The following is a 17023-nucleotide window of genomic DNA, read 5'->3' as shown; positions in this document are numbered from 1 at the left end:
CTAGACGCGATGAAGTTGCAACCGGCTTCCGGGGAGGAGGCCAGCCAAAGGGGCAAAGCCCCAAAGAGGAGGAGAAGGGCATGACATATCATTTCAGGAAATACATGCTGGCGGCGGCGTCCGTGATCGCGCTCGTCGGCGCGTCGCCGGCATTCGCCGCAACCGAGCTCACGGTGCAGCGCTTCTTCGGCGCCTGCGATGCCGATTGGGGCAAGAACACCGATGTCAGCAAGGCGGTCGGCGAGTGCGGCATCATCACGTCGCTGATCAACAAGTTCAACGCCGACAATCCCGATGTGCACGTTACAGTGACCACGGTCGAATGGCCGGGGTATGATCAGTTGACCGCGCAGTTTGCCGCCGGCGATCCGCCCGATATCGTCACCATCCACCAGTCGGTTCTCGCGGACTATCAGAGCAAGGGCCTGATCATGCCGCTCGATGACGTGCTGAAGTCCGTCGGCGTCGCGCCGACCGATTTCACCGACGCCAGCCTCGGTGGCGTGACCAAGGACGGCAAGATCTACGGCCTGCCGATCGACAACTGGACCATGCTCTACCACATCAACTTGGACCTCTTCAAAAAGGCGGAACTGGTCAACGCCGACGGCACGCCGAAGCTGCCAACCAGCCCGGAAGAGCTGCTCGCTCAGGCCAAGCAGTTCAAGGAAAAGACCGGCAAGCCCTACTTCGTTCAGAACCTCGCCAACGAAGTCGCGCTCTACACGCGCAACCTCTACACCTATCTCTTCCAGCAGGATTCCGCCTTCTTCGCGGATCCGAAGCAGGTGAAGATCAATACGCCCGAGGCCAAGAAGGTGCTCGAGATGTACAAGGCGATCTACGACAATGGCGACACGGTCAAGGATCTCGACTACGCCGCCAGCATCAATGCCTTCCTCGCCGGCGAAGGCGGCGTGCATCTGAACGGCACCTGGGTTATCGGCGATTACAACGCCTCATCCGAAACGGCAGGCACGGCGCTCAACAAGGGCGGCTACGCCGTCTACCCGTATCCGCAGCTCTTCGCCGGCAAGAAGGCGCAGTATGCGGATGGCCATAGCTGGGCCGTGTCGACCAAGGATCGTTCCGATGAGGAAAATGCCGCGATCGGCAAGTTCCTGAAGTTCTTCCACGACAATGATTTCGACTGGTCGCGCACCGGACACCTGCCGGCGGTCAAGGCTGTTCTCGACTCCAAGGAGTTCAAGGCGCTGCCGCATCGCGACACGATCGCCTCGATCGCGACGCTCGGCACGGCATTGCCCTCGACCGTCCAGCGTCAGTTCGCGATCCAGGACATCATCGGCCAGGAAATGAGCGCCGCGATTACCGGTCAGAAGGACGTCGATGCCGCGCTTACCGACATGGAGTCGCGCATCAACGAGTTGCTCGCCAACATCTAAGGCTCACTCTCTCCCGAGCCGAAGAGCAGATGCCCGCCGCAGGTCTCGCGGCGGGCATTTTCGTTTTTGTTTACTTGCCAAGGCCGATCTTGCCGTCCTCGTAGATCCGGACCTTAACGTCCTCGTAGGAATGAAGTGTTGGATGCGAGGTCTCAATATCGTGGTGCTGCGTCGCCGTAATGACCAGAACATCGGAGCCGGCGGCTTCGCCCGCGAGGATACCCGCCTGCACGTCTTCGAACACCAGGCATTCGCTCGGGCTGAAGCCCAGACGCTCGGCGCCCAGGATGTAGCATTGCGGATTGGGTTTGCCGATCTCGACATCCTCGGCGGTCACGATGAACTTCGGGATCGGCAGGCCGGCTGCTTCCAGGCGCTTGTGGGCCAGCCGAAGCGGCGACGAGGTGACGATCGCCCAGCGGTCGGTCGGCAGCGCGGCGAGGAACGCTGCAGCGCCCGGCAGCGCGAAAACGCCTTCGACATCGTTGATCTCGGCTTCGGTGATGGCGGCGGCTTCCGCGACCGGATCAACACCCGGCAGGTTCAGCTTGGCGATCGTATCGACGCCACGCGCGCCGTGCATGGTCGGAAGGAATGCCTCGACATCAAGCCCCTGCCGCGCGGCCCATGCGCCCCAGACGCGCTCGGCGGCGAGAAGAGAGCTCAGGATCGTGCCGTCCATGTCGAAAAGGAAGGCGGAGTAGGGGCGGTCGAAGCAGGAAGGCGTGGTATCCGACAATGGACGAGCTTTCTCATCTGTGACGGACAAACGTGCTTGCCCATCTTCGTTTTCTCGCCAGCGGGGATACCCGATCCGCCCTGACATTGAAACCGTGCAGAAAGAGAAAACCCGAGCTCCAAGCGCGGATCAGTGTAGATCCAGGCTGAGTTGCTGCCCCTTGATCTTGGGGAGCGGCAGGCCGATTTCGATCTTGCCGAAAACGCGGCGTCGTCGTTCGGCATCGCGCTCTCGCTCCGCCCGCGACGCGGCCACGACCGCCAATGCGTTTGCTATGACTTCCTCAGTTCTTGTCATACGCTTACCTCGCTATTTGTTCTTGTTATGTTCTATTTTTGGAAGAGCGTCAATAGCGGTCAGCTTGAGCACGCTTTGCGAGGGATTGGCTGCGGAGACACGCCATGCGCATCACCGGGATTTACAGGGCTTATTGTTTGCCTTCGGGATGCGTCGCATCCTTCAGATCCGCGAGGCCACGGTATCCATCCTTGCTGCCGACGGATGCGGCTGCATTGAAGATGCGCTCGGCGTCGCCGTACATCTGCAGGTTCATGTAGCTGTAGCCCCTGAGAACCATCAGATCGATGCGTTCCTGCTGCAGTTGCGCGCGCTGGTCGAGATAGACAAGCGCCTCGCGATAGCGTTTCGCCGTGAAGGCGGCGAGCGCTCGATCGGCGAGGATGGAGACCTGTAGTTCCGCTGCCCGCTGGCGCGTCTGCGGCGCCTTGGTCGCCGCGACGGCGGCATTGTTGGAGAGGCCCGCACGCAGATAGGCGAGGCTCTGGCCATAGGCCGCGTCCTCGCGGACCTTGCGGGTCGGGCTTGCGAGTGCCGCCTCGAAGGCCTCGACGGCTTCCATCGGGCGGTTCAGGTCCATCAGGCACCAGCCGCGGGTCAGCGCGTTTTGGGGATCGAGCAGGCGGGCGTCGATCGTCGTCGAGCATCCGCGGGTCTGGCGGGCGCCGCGCTGGGCATTGGCGGGTCGCGACGCCTGCTGAATTGGCTCTGCCTGCCGCGGCGCGGGGCGCTGGGCCGGAGCGACTGCAGCCACGACGGGAGCGGGCTCGGTGATCACTTGCGGTTGGTAGGTCTGCGCCTGCGGCGCCTGGGCCTGTTGCGGTTGGACTTGCTGAAGCTGCGGAGCCTGGCCAGGTCCGGGAAGCGGCGCGCGCACTTGCGGCGTCAGGGCCGAGGTCTCGCCGAGTTGCGCGATGCGCGCCGAGCGTCCCGCCCACAGGCGCTGCACTTCCGCGACGCCTCGGTGGTCGTTCAGTTGCTCGCGCGTGATCACCAGGCCGTAGGCCGACGGTTCGTCATCCGGCTTCCAGCGCAGCGCCGTTTCAAACCAGCGCGCAGCCGTCTGCGGCTGATTGAGCGAGCGTGCGTACCAGCCGAATTGCTGCGCTGTCGGCACGTATTTCTGCGAGATGATCTCCGTCGCGATGCGGCTCAGCACCTCCTCGGGAATATTTGCCGGCGGCTGCAGTGCCATGAGGTTAGCGGTGGCGGCGAGATAGGTCGCGGTGGCATCCTTGGAATCGCCGCGCCACTTGTACATGACGTCTTCGGCTTCCTGTTCCTTCTTCTCCGCGATCAGCGCCAATGCCAGGCCCTGCGAAGCGCTGGCGGAATCTTCCTTTGCGCGCGCGGCACGGAACCACTTTTCCGCGTCGGTGTAATTCTCGCGGCGCAGGTGGTACCAGCCGAGCAGTAGATTGTCGGAGGCGAGCCCTTGTGTCTCCGCCAGTCGCTGCACCAGCGTCAGGTAGTCGGGCGATACGGCGAGGTCGGGATTGGCATTGCCGGCAGCGACGAAATTGCGCGCGAGATCGTTGCGAATGCTGTCGAATTCACGACCGCCGTTTCCATCCGGACGCTCAAGCCCGAGGAGAACCTGCATCGGCGCATATGGCAACAGGCCGGACGCCTTTTGCATGGTCGCCAGACGCTCCTGCGGATTGGTGCAGGCCTTCAGAATGTAGGTATAGGCGTCTTGCGCCCGCTGCGTACGGTCGGTGCGGGCGAAGGCTTCCGCCACACGCCACAGCACGTCGATATCGGCGCAGGTGAGCAGGCTTGGCGTCGCCGCGCCAATCTGCACGACGGTCGCATATTGTTTCAGATCCGAGGCATTGACCAGGCGTGCACGCGCTTCCGCGACGTCCAGGCGGTCAAGCAGGTCGGCCGGCGGTTGCCAGCCGGCTTCGGCGGCCTGCCGGTCGGCGATCGACTTGCGAAGTTCGGCGTAGCGGCCCTCGGAATAGAGCTGCCACATCGCCTCGAGCTGCTTGTCGCCACTCTGGGGAACGGCGAGCGGATCCGCCGGGGGCACCCAGTTCGGATAGAGCGCCTGAAGGCGCGATATCTCGGCCTGCAGCCTCGCCTTGTCGCCGCGGCTCGCGAAATAGCGAAGCGCGCTTTCGTCGACCTTTGGCGCTGCAGGTTGGGCGTTCGCAGGCGCGGAGGCCGGTTTCTGCGCTGCCGGTTGTTGTGACTGCGGCTGCGGCTGCGGTTGTACTTGGGCGACGGCGTCTGGCTGCGGGGCGGCGGGTTCGCCTTGCGGCTGCGCGTTAATCGGGGCTTGCGCGCCTGCCGTTGCCTGTATCTGCTCGGCGATCGACTGCATGTCCGCCGGCTGCTTGGACGCGCCGTCAGGCCCGCTGATCCGCCCCATCAGCATCAGTTGAGGCGCCGCCGCGGGCTGGTTGAGGCCGAGCATATCCTGAATGGCGGCGCGATCCTTCAGAGCGGTGACAAGACCTGCCACCACCACTGCGACCGACACTGCGACAAGCGAGGATTTCAAAGGCACTCTGGATGTTTCTCCGCGACGAAGGCCAACCCCAGGAGTTGAAGGGTCGATGGATAGTAGAGCGATGGCGCGAACTGCCGGGACGACGCGGGCAGCTTCGTTCCTTGTGCTACACAGGCCACAACATCGTTAACAATTCGATAACCAGCGTCATCAAGTGATTGTTTCGGCTGGCCGTCTTTCAGGTTGATCGTTGCTGGAACACCATTGCCGGCGGTCATGCCCGACGATAATCGTAAGAGCAGTTCCTTGTCCGAAACTCCCGCCCGGGCGAGGTAAAGCGGGATACGGATGGCGTTGTAGCCGAACTCCGCATCGAAACCCTCGGCCGGTTGCGGCTGACGGTGAAGGCTAACCCAATCTGCCGGCAGCTTGCGCGGTCCGAACTGCATGGTGCGGAGCAATGCCAATCCGTCCTCGGTCAGCGCACCCCACGCGTCGGAAGGGGCGAGCAGCGCCATGACGGGAATGGCCTCGTAGATCCAGTAGGAGGGGTTGATGACCGGGCCATCCTTGCGGCCGGGAGCGTTGAAGCCCTCGACACCGGGGAGAAGGATCGTGCGCCCGCCCGATTTGACGACGGCGTTGGCCAGAAGCGCGTTTGCGATCTTGGCGGCGGCTTCGAGGTAATCGTTGTTCTTCCAGGCAGAGCCTGCCAGCGCCAGCGCATAGGCGATCAGCATGTCGCCATCGGATGCATTGTTGGCGTCGGTGACATGCGGCTTGGCCGATGGATCCCATTTCCAGACGGCAAGTCCGTCGTCGCGCAGCAGCAGCTCGGTGCGGGTAAAGTACCAGATCTGCTCGAAATCGGCCTGGTCGTTGGCCAGATAGGCGAGCCACATGCCGTAGCCCTGGCCCTCGCTATGGCTGATATTGCCGTTGGCATTGTCGATGATGCGACCGGTGGGGTCGAGGAACTTTGCCTTATAGGCGCTCCAGGACGCGGCATCGATCTTCGCTGTCTGCGCGAAAGCGGGCTGCTGCAAGCCGACCAGCGATGCGAGCACCACCGCCACCACTATGGTCAGCCACCCCCTCATTGGCGGCGGCCCAGTCTTCCGAGCATGCCGGCCGTGGCGACGCCAATCAACAGCGACAACACGACGAGCAGCACCGCGTAGGACAGCACGTTTGTCGAGAGCCAGTTCGCCGCGATCAGGCGATAGTTGGCGAAGGTCCAGCTCTCCGTCGCGATGAAATCGAATCGGCTGACCGGGACGGTATCGATCTTGCCGGTCGCGGCGGAATAGGTCGTCACGTGGCCCTCGATCTCGGGCCAGTTCAGCTGTGACGTCATGGCATCAGCGCCTTCCCTGAGATCTTTGGCGGATGGCGCGGTCACGATCGTCCAGGTCCCGTTACCGGCCGTATTCGCGCCTTGCGCGATCAGGAAGCTGTTCGTGTTGGAGGGCGTAAACACCTGCTCGGCGCCGGGTATGAACTGCAGCGTGCTCAGCGAAATATCGAAGTTGCGACGCAGCCATTCCTGGAAGGAGGTGATCTGGCCCTGCCACACGCCGCCGCTCACCTTGGAACGCCATTCGTCGAACATCACGTTGGTCTCACTGGGCGTCGTCTGCGTCGCGGCGAGCGGCCGCCATGTTGCCTGGCTGGTCGTCGCGATGTTGAGCTGCGAAAGCACCGCCTGCGGCATCTGCGAGATGGAGCCGACGAACATGGCGTCGCGGTCGCCAATCGCACCCGGCGAGGCGGCGGGTTCGACGTCGATCGGCCGGCCGGCCATCAAGGCCATCTGGCCGAGCACGGTTGCCGTGGCGGAGAGCGTGTCGGGGTCTACGCGGTCGATGAAGAGCGGTGTCGGAGAGGCGGCACGGCTGTAGGGGTAACCCGTTCCGGCGAGTGCTGCCAGATTGGGGCGTTGGCCGACCCGTGCGAAGTCGGGCATGTGAAACTCGCTGGTGTCGAACAGCGCGAAACGCGGTCCCGCGCCGGCCGCCGTTCCCGGCACGCACACATTGTCCTCATCCGTCTGCAGGATTGTTTCGATCGATACCGAGTTCAGACCGGGCTTGAAGTGTCGCATCGTCACGCGGATCGGCAGGTGGCGATAGATGCCGCCGCCTTTCGTGGTGATTGGTAGCGTCGAGGCGATGTTGCCGTTGACGTAGACATCGATATGGCTGCCCGGCAGTACGCTCTGTGTATAGGCGGCATCGAGCAGGACCGTCGCCTCGCCATAGGCGTTGGCGTAAAAATCGGCCGGGACAGCGATGTTGAAGGTCGTGCGGAAGCGCCGTCCGGAGAACTCGGTCGATTTGACACCCAATTGCGAGAAGGCGATCGTTCTGTCAGCAAAGATCAGCGGCGCATCGGGGGCGGTCCAGCGCTGCGTGGCCAGCGCGTCCCGACGCACCGTGACGGCGCGGTCGGTGGTGGAGACGATGGTCTCGATGGCTGTTGCTATCGCCGGCCAGGATGGTCCCGTAATCAAAAGAACAGTCTGGCCGGAGCGCGGATCGGTTGCGAAGGTTGCAAGCGGCGCCGTCTGCGCGGCGACCGGCACGGCAAACAGTGGCTGCAACTCGCTGGGCGTGCCAACCACGACCGTCATCCGGCCTGGAGACGAAGCGGGCAGGGAGCCGCTTGTAAACGACATGGTCTGGTTCGGCATGCCGCTCAGGATCGAGAGACCTTGCACCAGCCTCAGGAGCGGCTTCGTGGTTCCCGGCTGCTCAAGCGCGGGAACGACAAAATTGAACGCGGTCTGGCCGGCGCCGTCGACGCCGATCGCGCGGATCGCGTCGGTGCTGGAAAACTTCGCAGCCTCTTCGCCGACGAAGGTCAGATAGGTCTGCGAGGGGTCGATATCCGACCAGAGCTCGTACGTCGATTGCACGGTACAATCGGTGCGGTGGCGTTGCTTTGCTTCGATCGTGAGCAGGTTAGCCCCCGGTTGCAGCAGGCGCGGCGGGATGCTGAGGGAGACGGTGGACGCCCCATCCGACGAGCCGACGGGCTGCTCTCCGATGACCCTGTTGTTGATCAGGATCGTGAATTGCGAGCTCTCCGGCGCGACGACGATGGCGTTCTGGTAGGTGAAGTTGAAGGTCGCCTGTGCCGCTGCCTGCTCTGGCGTCAGGTAGACAGACCACGACTTGCGATCATATTCGCCGTCCAGCCCAAGCTTTGCGAAGGGCACGACGTAGCGGCGCGATGTGCCGGGAGGCAGCGGGGCGGGAGCCGTTGCGGCCGCCGATTTCTGCGGTGGTTGTGCTGGTGGCGTTGCGGCCTGCGCCGCGGGTGTCGGCGGCGATGCTGGCCCTGGCTGCATGGCGGGTGCATCCGCCTGCGCTGGCGGAGATGCCGGCTGTTGCGCGGTCGGTGTCGCGGGAGTGACGGCGAAAGGCTGCAGAGGCGTCACGGCTGCCGGCGGGGCAGCGGGTGCGGGTGTCGCGGGCGGCTGTGTTGCGACCGCCGGCGCCGGCGTTGTTGTTGGAGCGGGGGCAGGGGGTGTCGCCGGAAGCGTCAAGCGCGGCACGGCGGGAATCGCCTCCGGCGGACGTTCGCCCGACATGTCGAAGGGCGACGTCTGCGCGTAGGCGAGAGCCGTGGCGGCAAGCAGGAAGCCGAGGGATGTGGCGATCTTGCGCATCAGCCATTCACCTTCGAGACTTGCCGCTGCTCCTCACGCTCCGGCCGCATGCTGCGGAAGAAATAGACGAGACCTCGGCTCGTTTGGTAAAAAGCAAGGCCTACGAACCAGATCGTTCCGCGGATCAGACCCGGATTACGCCGACGGCCCTCCTGGAATTGCGTCCACTGTGCCGAGTTCGCAAACATCAGGTCGGCGATCAGCCGGTGATCCAGCGCGCTCTTCGGGACATACTGGCAGCCCACCGCAAGCAGCCCGTCCGTCGGTTGGATATTGCGCACCACGAGCGGCAGCGTTTCGAGATCAGCACCGCTGAACGGACGGAAACGAACTTCGCCTTCGACGCCGACCAGCGACTGTTCCAGCTGCTTGTCGAACACGTGCAGGCGAGCGCCATGCACCGACACGTCCTCGATGGACGCCGTGTACCACTTGCTATTGATGCCGAACTCCGCCCGGCGGTTGACGCGCACGCGGCGAGAGGACGCGCGTTCGCCGCGTTCAGACACGACGCCCAGCGCGCAGCCGGCCATGATCAGGTTGATCAGGTTCCAGCCGCCGACAACGAGCGTGACGTCGGCCTTATAAGGCTCGGTATAAATGCGGTAGATGGTGACGATCAACGCGATGATCTGCACCGCGAAGATGACGAAGAAGGGACGGCTGATTTCCGACAGGCGGCTGACGGCGATCGACTCGTCCTTGGCGGTCACCTTGAAGGTCGGCTTCCTCGGGTTCAGCATGACGGAGATTACCGCCGGCAGCAGATGCACCGTTTGCACATACTCGTAGAGCTCGGAAATCCATGGCCAACGGAACGAACCATAGAGGTAGTTCTGCATGATGAGGTTCACGAGCATGTAGGCGAGCGTATAGGCCAGGAACTCGCCGCCGGAGGCGGTGAAGATCTCAAGGTCGAAGAACAGGTAGCAGAGTGGCGCGAACAGGAAGACCGTGCGCGGGAAGGGGAAGAGCCAGAAGAGTGTCGACGACATGTAGCAGAAGCGCTGCGGGATCGTCAGCCCGCGCTTGAGCAGCGGAAAGCGGAACCTGAGGATCTGCATCATGCCCTGCGCCCAGCGGCTGCGCTGGCCGATGAAGCTCGCGAACGTCGCCGGCTGCAGGCCGGCAATCAGCGGCTTGTCCACATAGATGCTGTTCCAGCCGCTTCCGTGAAGTGCCAGCGCCGTCTCGCAGTCCTCGGTGATACTGATGCCGCTGAAACCGTTCTGCGATTCCAGCGCCTTGCGGCTCAGAACCGCCGCGGAGCCGCAGAAGAAGGCCGCGTTCCACTTGTCGAGGCCGCGCTGGATGATGCCGTAGAACATCTCGTTCTCGCTCGGCATGTTGTCGAAGGTGCGCAGATTGCGCTCCAGCGGATCGGGATTGATGAAGAAGTGCGGCGTCTGTACCAGGAAAAGCTTCGGATCGTCGTCGAAATAGCCGACGGTTTCGAGCAGGAAGTCGCGCGCAGGCGCGTGGTCGGCGTCGAAGACCGCGATCAGCTCGCCGGTCGAATGCTGCATGCCGTTGTTCAGATTGCCGGCCTTGGCATGCTCGTTGCGCTCGCGCGTCAGATAACGGACGCCGATTTCCTCGCAGAGTTGCTTGAGCTCGTTGTGGCGCGCGACGGCTGCCTGCGCCTCCAGCAGCTTATTCGAATTGCGCTTCTGCACCGTCCCGCCATCGTCGAGCAGCCAAACGGTCAGCTTGTCCGCCGGATAGTCCATCGCCTTGGCGGCCGAGAGCGTGTTGGCGAGAAGGTGGGAATCTTCGTTATAGGTGGGCACGAAGACATCGACATGCGGAAAACGCTGGAGCTTTCCCACGCGCGAAGGACGTGGCGGCAAGGGGGTGGCGACGATGAAGAGGCTGAGCGCCAGCATGGCGACGCTATACATTTCGGCGAGATAGAGCAGCAGGCCGGGAATGAAGTTTTCCGGCTGGTTGACCGGGGGCAAGGTGTTGGTCGTTCGCCAATAGACATAGCGCATGACGATCGCCGTACCAAAGGCGAGCGCGATCAGGCGCCACGTGCCTTCACCCTTGAGCCCCTTGATGATCGCCATGACGGCGACCACGGTGATGCTAGCGATCAACTGCGCCTGCAAATTCACCGGCAGGGTCACCAGCGCGACCACACAGATCGCAACCACTGCCCAGATCAAGATGCTGCGGGCCTTATGCATCGGCGTTCCTTCAAAGGCATTGCGCCGGGCATCGTCTCCGATGCCGGCTTAGCTGATCGTCATCTCTGGCAGGCGGCATTTGCCACCGTGTTGCCAATGCATTCCGGCGACGGCACGTTCACGCCACTCGCTGTCATCGTCTGTTGCGGGGCTTGCTGGCGCGCCGAAGTGTGAGGCAGATCGGCAGCGTCCATCGGCGCCTGTGGCACGTTTTCGGAAAGGTCAGGTCCCGGCACGCGTGGGCCGATGGCTGGCGGCAAGGCAGGCGCCACAGGCGCGCTGGCGGCCGGTCGAACGGCTGCGCGGCGCACCGGCGCGGGCCGTGAGTAGGTCTGCGTCGGGGCCGGTTCGTAGCCGATCGGCATCGGCGTCGAGCGATAGCCGCCCTCGTCGGGATAGATCGGATTTCCGGGACGCCCAACGGTCGGGTCGCCGCCTTGCATCGTGCCGTAGGGGTTCCAGATTTCGCCGTTGAAGGTGCCGATAACGGTGTATCCGTACATCACGCCCAGCAATTGGCGCTCGGTTGCGCGCGCATCACATAGGCGCAGGCGAACCTGGATCATACCGAAATTGCGGGCCTGGGTCTGGTCCGAACGGCTGGAACGGATTTGCTGCCATCCGTAAACGCAGATATCGCCGCTACGGCTGGTGCCAGAGGCATAGCCGAAGGGGCCGTAGCTGTTCTGCAGGAACGTCGCGGAGCGGGCCATCCGCACACCGGGGATGGCAGTCGCCATCTCGCGCGCAATAGCGCTCTCATTGACCATCTTGTAGGTGGAGTTCCCGGCGCCGGGATTTTCGCCGCGCCCGCCGAGAAACTGCACTTTCAGGAAGTTCTGGCCGGAAACCGAGGACGATGTGAACAGCGAAATGGATTGGTCGACGCCATTGCCGCGTTTCTGCTCGACGACGCTTACGATCGACGGTCCGCCGGGCGGCGGTAGGACAAGCGCCTTCTCGCTCGCGATTGTCTCAGCGGCGCTCGGTTGTCTGATATTTCCAGTCGATGTGCAGCCGGCCGCAAGGCCAGCCAACCCAGCAAGGGCAATCAATCTTAGCAAACCCATGTTTCCGATCGCCGCAATCGTATTTCCCCGTATCCGGCGCAATTTTGGCGCCCGGTCTTCGAATCAACGACCTGACGGCCGTTAATCATTCTAAACGACGGATATGGTTAACCAATCGTTAAATTAGGAGTTATCGGGGTGGAGCCGATTGAGTTCGCGAACACAAAAAGTTGCTTGCGTCGATACGTCGCCATCCGGGCGACGATGCTTTGGCATCCGGCGTGTTCGCACAAGGAGATTAGATGCGCCTAATAATGAAGGTAAAAAAATACTTTAGAGCGCATTGATGATGCCGAAAACTCATCCTGAGCAGACCGAAAGCGCGCAGGCAAATTCGCTGTTGCGGTCAGTCGGCGGTCATTCATGAACGTGCTTCATGGCCTTATGCGGATTTCGGCATCTTAACATGTTCGGACCTAGCTGTTACGTAAATGCCAGGACGGGGCTCAGGCTCCGGTCGGGTGTTAAATACGGGATATAAAACAAGAAACCGGGAACAGTGGCGAAATATCCAGCTGTTTCCGCATCGACGTGCGCAGGTTCTTCGAGACAGGCGAGCGGCAAGCGGACATCGCTTTGGCCGCTTGCGGGTGGAGTCTCTAAGGCCAATTTTCACAATGGAATACAGTCTGGCGGAGGGCCAGGGGAGGAGGAAACGAAGGCTGCTCGGTTAAATCGAGCCGAAGTAAAGGCGAATATAGTGCAAAACAAAAATCAGCGGCATTTTTCCACCGTTCGCAGCGGCGTGCTCGTGGCGGCTGTTTCGATATTCATGTCCTCCACGGCAATGGCCCAGCAGGCCGCAGCCCCACCACCCCCATCCGTCACGACCGTCAATGTTTCCGCGAGCTCGGTCCCGCTCAGCTATGAATACGCCGCTCGTGTCTCGGCGTTTCGCCAGACGGAAGTGCGCGCCCGCGTTAGCGGCATCCTGTTGAAGCGCAATTTCGTTGAAGGCGCCCAGGTCAAGGCCGGCGATGTTCTGTTTCTCCTCGATCCAGCACCCTATGAAGCCGCGCTGATGCAGGCGCAGGCCGGGCTCAAGCAGGCACAGGCACAGCTCAGCCAGGGTATCCGCGAAGAAAAGCGCAACATCAGCCTCTTCGACCAGAAGGTCGGCAGTCAGAAAAGCCGCGACGATGCGATCTCGGCGCGCGAACTTGCCGAAGCAGCCGTCGCTTCCGCCGAAGCGCAGGTCAGGACCGCCGAGCTCAATCTCGGCTACACCAAGGTAACCGCTCCGATCAGCGGCATCACCAGCCTTGAGCAGATGTCCGAAGGCAGCCTTATCAGCACGGATTCGAGCCTGCTGACCAATATCACTCAGCTGGACCCCGTGTACGTCAACTTCTCATTCTCGGATTCCGAGGCGCGCGAAGTCCGCCATCTCATTGATTTGATGAAGGCGAAGGGCCAGGAGCAGAAGCTGCGCGTAAAACTGACCTTCGGCGATGGCTCGACCTACGACCACGAAGGCGTCGTCGACTTCACCTCGGCGACTGTCGACGTCAATACTGGTACCATCCAGGCCCGTGCGATAATCGACAATCCGGATCGGCAGCTCATCCCCGGCCAGTTCGTGCGCGCGACGGTCAGCGGCGTGACCGCAGATGATGCGATCGTCATTCCTGAGGTGGCGCTGTTGCAGGGGCCGCAGGGTCAGTTCGTCTACACCGTCGGCAAGGACGGCAAGGCGAAGGTCAATGCGGTCACGCTCGGCCAGAAGGTCGGCAGCAACTGGATCGTCAACTCGGGCCTTCAGGCTGGTGAGCAGCTGATCACCGAAGGCGTCATCAAGGTGCGCCCAGGCTCGGCCGTCAACGCAACGGCTGAAGCGGCCGCGGTGAATACCGGCAAGGATACGAAAGAGACGGCTTCAAACTGATGGGTAACAGGTTCTTTATCGACCGTCCGGTTTTCGCGGCGGTCATTTCCATTGTCATCGTCCTGGCGGGCCTTTTGGCTCTGCGGGCGCTGCCGATCGCACAGTATCCCGAGCTTGTGCCGCCGCAGGTCGTCGTCACCGCGAACTATCCCGGCGCCAGCGCCGAGACGGTCGCACAGACCGTTGCCGCTCCGCTGGAGCAGCAGATCAATGGCGTTGAGAACATGCTCTACATGCAATCGACGAACTCCAACAGCGGCACCATGCAAATCACGGTGACGTTCGCGCTTGGCACGGATCCCGACCAGGCCGCGATCAACGTCAACAACCGTGTTCAGCGTGCGACCTCGACCCTGCCGCAGGAAGTGACCCGCCAGGGCGTCGTTGTCGCGAAGCGCTCGAACTCCATTCTGGCGTTCGTGGCGATGTTCTCCAACAATACGCAGTATGACCGCGCCTATGTCGGCAACTATGCGCTCCTGAACGTCATCGACGACCTGAAGCGTCTTCCCGGCATCGGCGACGTCAACGTGCTGGGTGATATCGACTACTCCATGCGCGTCTGGCTGCGACCCGACAAGATGGCACAGTACGGCCTGACGCCGAGCGACGTGTCGACCGCCATCCAGGAGCAGAACTCGCAGTTCGCGGCCGGCCGTTTCGGCGATCAGCCGAGCGCAACCGGGCAGCCCTTCACCTACAGCGTTTCGACGCAGGGCCGTCTGACGGATCCCGAAGCCTTCGGAAACATCATCCTGCGCTCGACCAGCAACGCGGCGACGCTGCGGCTGAAGGATGTCGCGCGCATCGAGCTTGGCACCAAGAGCTATGCTGTGCAGAGCAGCTTGAATGGTACGCCGGCCGTTCCGATCGCGATCTATCTGCAGCCGGGCGCCAACGCGTTGAACACGATGGAAGCGCTTTCGACGCGCTTGGCTGAACTGAAGAAGTCGTTCCCTGATGGTATCGACTATCGTATCCCCTACGATACGACGAAGTTCATCCAGGTCTCGATCGAGGAAGTCATTCATACCTTCTTCGAAGCGATCGCGCTTGTCGTCATCGTGGTGTTCCTGTTTCTGCAGAACTGGCGGGCAACGCTCATCCCTGTGATCGCGGTTCCGATCTCGATCATCGGCACTTTCGCCGGCATGTATCTGCTTGGCTTCTCTATCAACCTCTTGACGCTCTTCGGACTGGTGCTCGCGATCGGTATCGTCGTCGATGACGCGATCGTGGTTCTTGAGAACGTCGAGCGCTTGATGACGGTGGACAAGCTGCCGCCCAAGGATGCGGCGATCAAGGCCATGGGCGAAGTCACGGGGCCGGTTGTCGCAATCGTGCTCGTGCTGTGCTCGGTCTTCATCCCGGTCTCCTTCATGGGCGGGCTTGCGGGCCAGATGTACAAGCAGTTCGCCGTCACGATCGCCATCTCGGTGATCCTGTCGGGTATCGTGGCCTTGACGTTGACGCCGGCGCTCTGCGGGCTGATCCTGAAGCCGGGTCATCATGAACCGGCGCTGCCGTTCCGCGTGTTCAACCGCGCCTTTGACCGTCTGACGTCGGGCTATACGGCCGGCGTTCGCTTCTTCGTCAAGCGTTTCGCCATCGGTCTCGTCCTCGTTGGCGCCCTGCTTGGCGCGACTGGCTATCTCTTCTACACCATCCCGGGATCGCTCGTTCCCAACGAAGACCAGGGTTGGGTGCTGCAGGTTGCCGTACTTCCGCCGGCAGCAGCGCTTCCGCGCACCGAAGCGGTCATGAACCAAGTGGTCGAAAACACCTCGAAGCTTGAAGGCGTTCACGACGTCTTCGCGGTCTCCGGCTACGATATTCTCGCCGGCGGCATCAAGAGCAGTGCCGGTGTGTCCTTCATCATTCTTGATGACTGGAAGGAGCGCACCACCGCGGCGCTGGACGCCCGCAACATGGCGGGGCCGATCATCGGCGCCAACAGCGGGATCAAGGACGGGATGGTTCTCGCCTTCAATCCGCCGCCGATCCAGGGCCTGAGCACCACGGGCGGTTTCGAAGCCTATGTTCAGGACCGTGGCGGCAACGGCATCGCGAACCTTGCCGAACAGGCGAATGCTCTCGTGGCCGCGGCTTCGAAGCGCCCTGAGCTGACAGCCGTGCGCACCACCTTCGATGCCAGCGTTCCGCAATATCACGCGGATCTCGATCGCGAGAAGGCAAAGGCGCTCGACGTGCCGATCAACACCGTGTTCGATGCCATGCAGGCCACGTTCGGTAGCCTCTATGTCAACGACTTCACGCTCTATGGCCGCAACTACCAGGTCAATCTGCAGTCGGAATCGGCTTTCCGCCAATCGCCTGACGATCTTCGCCAGGTCTTCGTCCGCTCGAACAACGGCAGCATGATCCCGCTGGATGCGCTGGTGAAGGTCACCCGCATCATCGGCCCCGACCAGGTCGAACGCTTCAACGCGTTCAACTCGGCCAAGGTCACCGGCAACCCGGCTCCTGGCTATACGTCGGGCGACGCGATCCGCGCGTTGCAGGAGGTCGCCAACGAGACCTTGCCGGCAAGCTACCAGATCGCCTGGACAGGTTCGGCCTACCAGGAACTGGCAACGGGTGGCGCGGGAACGCAGGCGATGCTCTTCGGCATCATCATGGTGTTCCTGATCCTGGCCGCTCAGTACGAGAAGTGGACGCTACCGTTGGCGGTCATTACCGCCATCCCGTTCGCGCTGTTCGGTGCGTTGCTCGCAACGATGCTGCGCGGGCTGACCAACGACGTCTACTTCCAGATCGGCATGGTCACGCTGATCGGCCTGGCCGCCAAGAACGCCATCCTCATCGTCGAGTTTGCCGTTCTGAAGCGCCAGGAGGGACTGACGGCCGCCGAGGCTGCGATCGAAGCAGCCCGCCTGCGTTTCCGTCCGATCGTCATGACGTCGCTGGCATTCATTCTGGGTGTCGTGCCGTTGGCGATCAGCACGGGTGCGGGCTCGGCCAGCCGTCACGCCATCGGAACCGGCGTAATCGGGGGCATGCTCGCGGCGACGTTCATCGCGACCTTCTTCATCCCGATGTTCTACCGCCTGATCGCCTGGAAGGCGCCGAAGCAGGCCGATAGCCCGCAAGCGGCTCCCGGCAACAACCCGGCGATCGTTCCCGGCGAGTAACAACGGTCTTTCGAACAACGGGCCGGCGCGGACATGATGTCCACGCCGGCCCGAACTTTTTCTAGGCCAGAACCATTTCTGGGGCGGAGCGAACGTGCGATGGCGGTGTGCGGATCTTTTTAACGCCGCAGCGCTAATATGCGCCCGCACACAT

10 protein-coding genes are annotated in these 17023 nt (G+C 62.4%); 3 read left to right on the top strand and 7 right to left on the bottom strand.

The features are described from left to right. Positions 1 to 80 precede the first annotated feature (80 nt). Positions 81 to 1406 (top strand): ABC transporter substrate-binding protein, encoded by a 1326-nt coding sequence (locus tag J5286_RS09660; protein ID WP_209190137.1) that lies wholly within the window; start codon positions 81 to 83, stop codon positions 1404 to 1406. A 70-nt stretch (positions 1407 to 1476) separates the two neighbouring features. On the opposite strand, the gene J5286_RS09655 is transcribed toward J5286_RS09660, so the two are convergent. The 7 genes from J5286_RS09655 to bcsN form a co-directional block, all read right to left on the bottom strand. After that, positions 1477 to 2145, bottom strand: a complete 669-nt coding sequence (locus tag J5286_RS09655) for an HAD-IA family hydrolase (RefSeq protein WP_280638460.1) — start codon at positions 2143 to 2145, stop codon at positions 1477 to 1479. 129 nt (positions 2146 to 2274) lie between these two features. Next, positions 2275 to 2442 carry a hypothetical protein gene (locus tag J5286_RS09650; protein WP_165936891.1) on the bottom strand — a complete coding sequence of 56 codons (168 nt, stop codon included), beginning with the start codon at positions 2440 to 2442 and terminating at the stop codon, positions 2275 to 2277. Positions 2443 to 2572: 130 nt separating this feature from the next. Further along, positions 2573 to 4951, bottom strand: a complete 2379-nt coding sequence (locus J5286_RS09645; RefSeq protein ID WP_209190305.1) for a tetratricopeptide repeat protein — start codon at positions 4949 to 4951, stop codon at positions 2573 to 2575. Further along, positions 4948 to 6000, bottom strand: a complete 1053-nt coding sequence (locus J5286_RS09640; protein ID WP_209190136.1) for a family 8 glycosyl hydrolase — start codon at positions 5998 to 6000, stop codon at positions 4948 to 4950. Before J5286_RS09640 ends, J5286_RS09645 begins: the two co-directional genes overlap by 4 nt. After that, positions 5997 to 8573: a cellulose biosynthesis cyclic di-GMP-binding regulatory protein BcsB gene (locus tag J5286_RS09635; protein WP_209190135.1), complete on the bottom strand. Its 2577-nt coding sequence runs from the start codon at positions 8571 to 8573 to the stop codon at positions 5997 to 5999. Before J5286_RS09635 ends, J5286_RS09640 begins: the two co-directional genes overlap by 4 nt. Beyond that, entirely contained in the window at positions 8573 to 10762 is a 2190-nt protein-coding gene (gene bcsA / locus J5286_RS09630; protein ID WP_209190134.1) for a UDP-forming cellulose synthase catalytic subunit, read from the bottom strand. The genes J5286_RS09635 and bcsA overlap by 1 nt, the downstream gene beginning before the upstream one ends. A 59-nt stretch (positions 10763 to 10821) precedes the next feature. Continuing rightward, positions 10822 to 11832, bottom strand: a complete 1011-nt coding sequence (bcsN, locus tag J5286_RS09625) for a cellulose biosynthesis protein BcsN (protein WP_209190133.1) — start codon at positions 11830 to 11832, stop codon at positions 10822 to 10824. Between the two features lie 772 nt (positions 11833 to 12604). Here bcsN and J5286_RS09620 point away from each other — a divergent pair. Further along, positions 12605 to 13717 (top strand): efflux RND transporter periplasmic adaptor subunit, encoded by a 1113-nt coding sequence (locus J5286_RS09620; RefSeq protein ID WP_245205741.1) that lies wholly within the window; start codon positions 12605 to 12607, stop codon positions 13715 to 13717. Continuing rightward, on the top strand, positions 13717 to 16869 hold the full coding sequence (locus tag J5286_RS09615) for an efflux RND transporter permease subunit (RefSeq protein ID WP_209190132.1): 3153 nt from the start codon (positions 13717 to 13719) through the stop codon (positions 16867 to 16869). Before J5286_RS09620 ends, J5286_RS09615 begins: the two co-directional genes overlap by 1 nt. Positions 16870 to 17023: the final 154 nt, after the last annotated feature.

It is taken from the genome of Rhizobium sp. 16-488-2b (assembly GCF_017741815.1).
In the GTDB taxonomy this organism is placed as follows: domain Bacteria; phylum Pseudomonadota; class Alphaproteobacteria; order Rhizobiales; family Rhizobiaceae; genus Rhizobium.
The sequence above is the reverse complement of the archived record's forward strand: the minus strand, read 5'-3'. Positions and strand labels throughout refer to the sequence as shown.